6 protein-coding genes are annotated in these 3,697 nt (G+C 39.0%); all 6 read right to left on the bottom strand.

Translation table 11 applies throughout. The features are described 5' to 3' along the window. A partial coding sequence (locus IPH11_12970; GenBank protein ID MBK6914505.1) for a hypothetical protein occupies positions 1–202 on the bottom strand: 202 nt, incomplete at its 3' end. Between the two features lie 15 nt (positions 203–217). Beyond that, positions 218–466 carry a hypothetical protein gene (locus IPH11_12965; protein MBK6914504.1) on the bottom strand — a complete coding sequence of 83 codons (249 nt, stop codon included), beginning with the start codon at positions 464–466 and terminating at the stop codon, positions 218–220. A gap of 555 nt (positions 467–1,021) precedes the next feature. Then, positions 1,022–1,312 (bottom strand): hypothetical protein, encoded by a 291-nt coding sequence (locus IPH11_12960; GenBank protein ID MBK6914503.1) that lies wholly within the window; start codon positions 1,310–1,312, stop codon positions 1,022–1,024. Positions 1,313–1,529: 217 nt separating this feature from the next. Further along, the gene (locus IPH11_12955) at positions 1,530–3,050 is read right to left on the bottom strand and encodes a hypothetical protein (protein MBK6914502.1); all 1,521 of its coding nucleotides are present in this window, start codon (positions 3,048–3,050) and stop codon (positions 1,530–1,532) included. Beyond that, complete coding sequence (locus IPH11_12950) at positions 3,050–3,262, bottom strand: hypothetical protein (GenBank protein ID MBK6914501.1); 213 nt, start codon at positions 3,260–3,262, stop codon at positions 3,050–3,052. Before IPH11_12950 ends, IPH11_12955 begins: the two co-directional genes overlap by 1 nt. Positions 3,263–3,270: 8 nt before the next feature. Further along, positions 3,271–3,516, bottom strand: a complete 246-nt coding sequence (locus tag IPH11_12945; GenBank protein ID MBK6914500.1) for a hypothetical protein — start codon at positions 3,514–3,516, stop codon at positions 3,271–3,273. Positions 3,517–3,697 lie beyond the last annotated feature (181 nt).

Below are 3,697 nucleotides of genomic sequence, written 5' to 3'. Positions count from 1 at the left end.
CCTTCTCATTGCTCTCTTTTATTTTCTGTTTTACTGCCGTTCTTGATGCTTTTAGTAAGCAATCACATAAAACATATCTCTCTTTCTTGCAGTCCCAACTCGTATAACCTCTGCCGAAGCATTTTTTACCTTTCCTGCCGTTTATTCTTTCAGCGACTTCTACGGCTTCAAGTAAGTCTTTAGCTGATTTCAGGCTGTCCATCTGTTAATATCTTATCTAATTTTTCAGAGATTTCTGCAAGCCCAGTATTGGTTCGTTCTTGATAACTTTAACTGCCATCAGATAATGGAATATCCTTGTTTGTTTTAATATCTCTTGTAAATAAGCGTGGGGGTAATTCGTAACTCCGTCTTTATTTATAAGTACTGTTAGAAAGTCAATATCTTTTTGCTCGATTATCATTTCAACTCCGTTATGAATTTGTATAAAGATATAATTAGCTCTATCGTGAAACTCTTTCCGCATTTAGAGCACCATATCAATTGTCGCCTTTTATCATTTCTTTCCGCAACTGCATTTGGGACAAGTTATTTCCGCTTAATTTGTTTTCTACGATTTTCTGAATAAATCACTTGCAAAGATTGTCTTGGTAATCCACCCTAAACTGACGATGGAAGAATATATTCGTCCAAAAATAAAATCTGAATGGTTTTATTTCCAATAAAATGTTCCAACGCTCTTCTGAACAAGGCTCGTATTTATTTATTAGTTTCATTTTTTAATTCTCCATTTTGTTAATAAATTTTCCACTCTCTACTATTTTTGTACAGTAAACATCGTAGCCACACAGATTCCCCATGATTTCAATCCTTCAAAGACTCCACTTCAGCACTACCGTATTCTCTATTCCGGAATGGGAACCAAACAAACTGGTTTATTTCTCGTCTGTTCATAATTTCTTGCCCTCATAGAGTTCTAAATTTCATTCTCTATCAGTCGTCTTCGTCTGCTATTTGCATCTTGCTTCTTTGAATTAAAATATTTGTCTCAAACCTTCCTGCTTTATTTGTTAATAAATTCTCATTTATATTTATCAATTAACTCAAACAGTACCCGCCCGCACTCTCTTTCTGTCGCATACCCCAGCCTGTTTATTGTGTCAGTGTTGAACTCAATCGTGCAAGGTTGACCTCCGACTAATCTTTTCTCTGTGCTTTTAGCGAATCCGTACCAATACAGAGTACCGTAAACGTCTAAATCACTTGAGTATCTTACAGCTCCGAATAGCTGTACGAAAAATCCCTTGTATGTTTGTGGCTTGCCTCTTAATAGCCCGTCTCTTGCCCCAGTTTGCAGTGTGTCCGTCTGCATCTAAAGTAGTGACAATGTTATCCACTGCGTCATCTAACATTAAATTGCGTGACTCTCGGTTATTCTTCAGGTTTAGTCTTTTACCGACTTTCTCGTATGATTTTGCGTCCATTAGAACCTCAATTGTTTGTCGTATAGTTTTTTAGCTGCCATTTTGAATTGCGGATATGGTGTATCTCTTAATTCCTGCATCTTCTTTTCTGCTTCTGCTTGCTTATCAATCCCTGGCTGGATGAACCGGAACAGAAATACCTAATCCCATCCGTTGATGTGTGAGTTCGTGTGGCGTTTTGCTGTAAACTTCAGGTCTGTTTTTTATCTTTTGGATGTTCAGAAATGAATTAACTAATTTCGGTGCAGCGTCTCTATCAATGGTTAGTTTAGCAGTTCTGTATTCCTCACCTGTGGCTACATCACGAGTAATATAAGGTTCTAACCACTGATTAACCATTATACATCCGTTCTCAAAGTCCTTGCTTGACTTAGTTAGTGTGATCCCGTTCTCAATCCAAACTAAATCAAGGCTTTTATTCTTGTTCTCTTTGGATTTCTCGAATAAATCAGGCGGTGCATAAGTAGCTGCAAACTTATCTTTTGCTGTCATCGCTATTTTCTGTTTAATCTCCGGTGTGAGGCTGTCCCAAACTTCCGGGCTGTCTGGTACGTCTGCACCTGAAGCCTGTAAGATATAATAAGCTGCCTGTGAGATTACAAGGTCAGGCTTGCATATCTCCTTATACACTCTTGCATTGCCGTAATTGTCAACCCAAAGGAAATAACAGGCTAACATATCAAATCCACAGTCCATTGCTCTATATTTTACATAATAGTCAGGGATTTTCTCTAATGGCTGTCTAATATGGATTATTGAATCAAATTTATGGAAGTAAGCACCTCCCGGAATTGCTAAGGCTTCTTCTGGAGTAGCGGGGTAATGTTTTCTTGTTTCGTCAAGTCCTAATTCTCTCAAAGTGTTTGCATACCAAGCCTCATCACGTCTGGGATCGCTGAACCAGCCTAAGAATATTTTCTTAAATCCGTTATCACCTCTCCAAATATCCTCAAACAAAGTCCCTCTCTCAATCGTGCTGATGCCTATCACTTGTCCGCCGGTTGGTCTGTTGATCGTCGGGAAGGCATAAGTCCAAATCTCTCTCCTTGATTCCTGTAACGCCCATTCATCAAATAAAAATAAGTTAGCTGTGAAAGATGCTCCTGCTTTTGGGCTGCTTGCGAAAGCTTGTATGTTGGATTCTTCCTTGTCTGCTCCGTGATAAATTGTCACCGATAAAGCTGTACTCTCAAAATATTGTCGCTCTGATTTCTGATCTGTGATGAACCATTTAGGAAGATGTCTAAGAATAAAGTCAATCCTTCTTGTTATTTCTTTTGCTTTTATTTCTGTCTCGGAAATTGCTTTTACTGAAAATCCTGTATTAAATATCATCCTCCAAGTTGCATAAGCTATGATCAACCAGGTTAAGCCTAATTGGTTCGCTTTCATTATTTGTATCAATCGCTCGTTGGTGAAGTCTTCTAAGATTGGCTTCTGACTGTCCCAAAGTTTGAAAGGAATTACTATGCCCTCTACATCTCTATCCTCAATCTTGACATACTCGTTAATGAAATAAGCTAAGTCACGCCTGCAAATTTCTCTTTCAAGCTGTTGTTTCGTACTCTCCACCTGTCCAGGTGTAAGGTTAATTTGCTTTAGTATGTCTTGGGCTGTTTCTGGCATTATTCCAGCGATAGTCCGGTTAAACTTGATTGCATTAACGCCGAGAATGGCACCGCAAATGGTTTTATTGTGTGTAGGATTCTGTCCAACATTGATGTATCAGCCTCCAGCATTTCCTTGCCCCATATCCATCTACCGTATTTATTAAAATATTTTTTCCTCCAAAGAACATTATTTAGTCCCCTTGTATAATACCATTTCGCTTTGTCCATAGCGTCTCCTAAGTTTTGATTAGTTGCTTTTTTATTTGCTGCACTCTGATAGTAACGTGAAACCCGGAGAACCCTTTGTATTTTGTGACTTCGTTATGTTCATAAATCTTACATCTTCCCCGCGCTCGTGACTCGAATGTAATTTTATCTTTTTTAGTCGGGAGCCTCCCGGTTTGGTTAAGAAATCCATCCATCGTTGACACGACCCCATTCGGCGTTCTGGTCGTCGTTGGGAGAGAAAATACGGCGCTCATAATAATTTCAATTTTGTGCTGTGCTAAATATCTGTCTAATCTGTGAATTTGTGATTGTGGTGTAAACGCTCGGAATATCTGCGTTGTCCTCTCTTCTTCGGTGGGATGCCAACCTCTTCATATCCATCGCACCACTTCATCAGCCACGTCTTGTTTCTCTTGAACCAAAGTGTTTATCGGT

The sequence above is a fragment of the Ignavibacteriales bacterium genome (genome assembly GCA_016709155.1).
Lineage (GTDB): Bacteria > Bacteroidota > Ignavibacteria > Ignavibacteriales > Ignavibacteriaceae > JADJEI01.
Note: the sequence above shows the minus strand (reverse complement) of the source record. Positions and strands in the feature narration are given on the sequence as shown.

Coding starts and splice junctions, on each gene's coding strand:
- IPH11_12965 (MBK6914504.1), bottom strand. CDS start 466: ATGCGGAAAGAGTTTCACGATAGAGCTAATTATATCTTTATACAAATT.
- IPH11_12950 (MBK6914501.1), bottom strand. CDS start 3,262: ATGGACAAAGCGAAATGGTATTATACAAGGGGACTAAATAATGTTCTT.
- IPH11_12960 (MBK6914503.1), bottom strand. CDS start 1,312: ATGCAGACGGACACACTGCAAACTGGGGCAAGAGACGGGCTATTAAGA.
- IPH11_12945 (MBK6914500.1), bottom strand. CDS start 3,516: ATGAGCGCCGTATTTTCTCTCCCAACGACGACCAGAACGCCGAATGGG.
- IPH11_12955 (MBK6914502.1), bottom strand. CDS start 3,050: ATGCCAGAAACAGCCCAAGACATACTAAAGCAAATTAACCTTACACCT.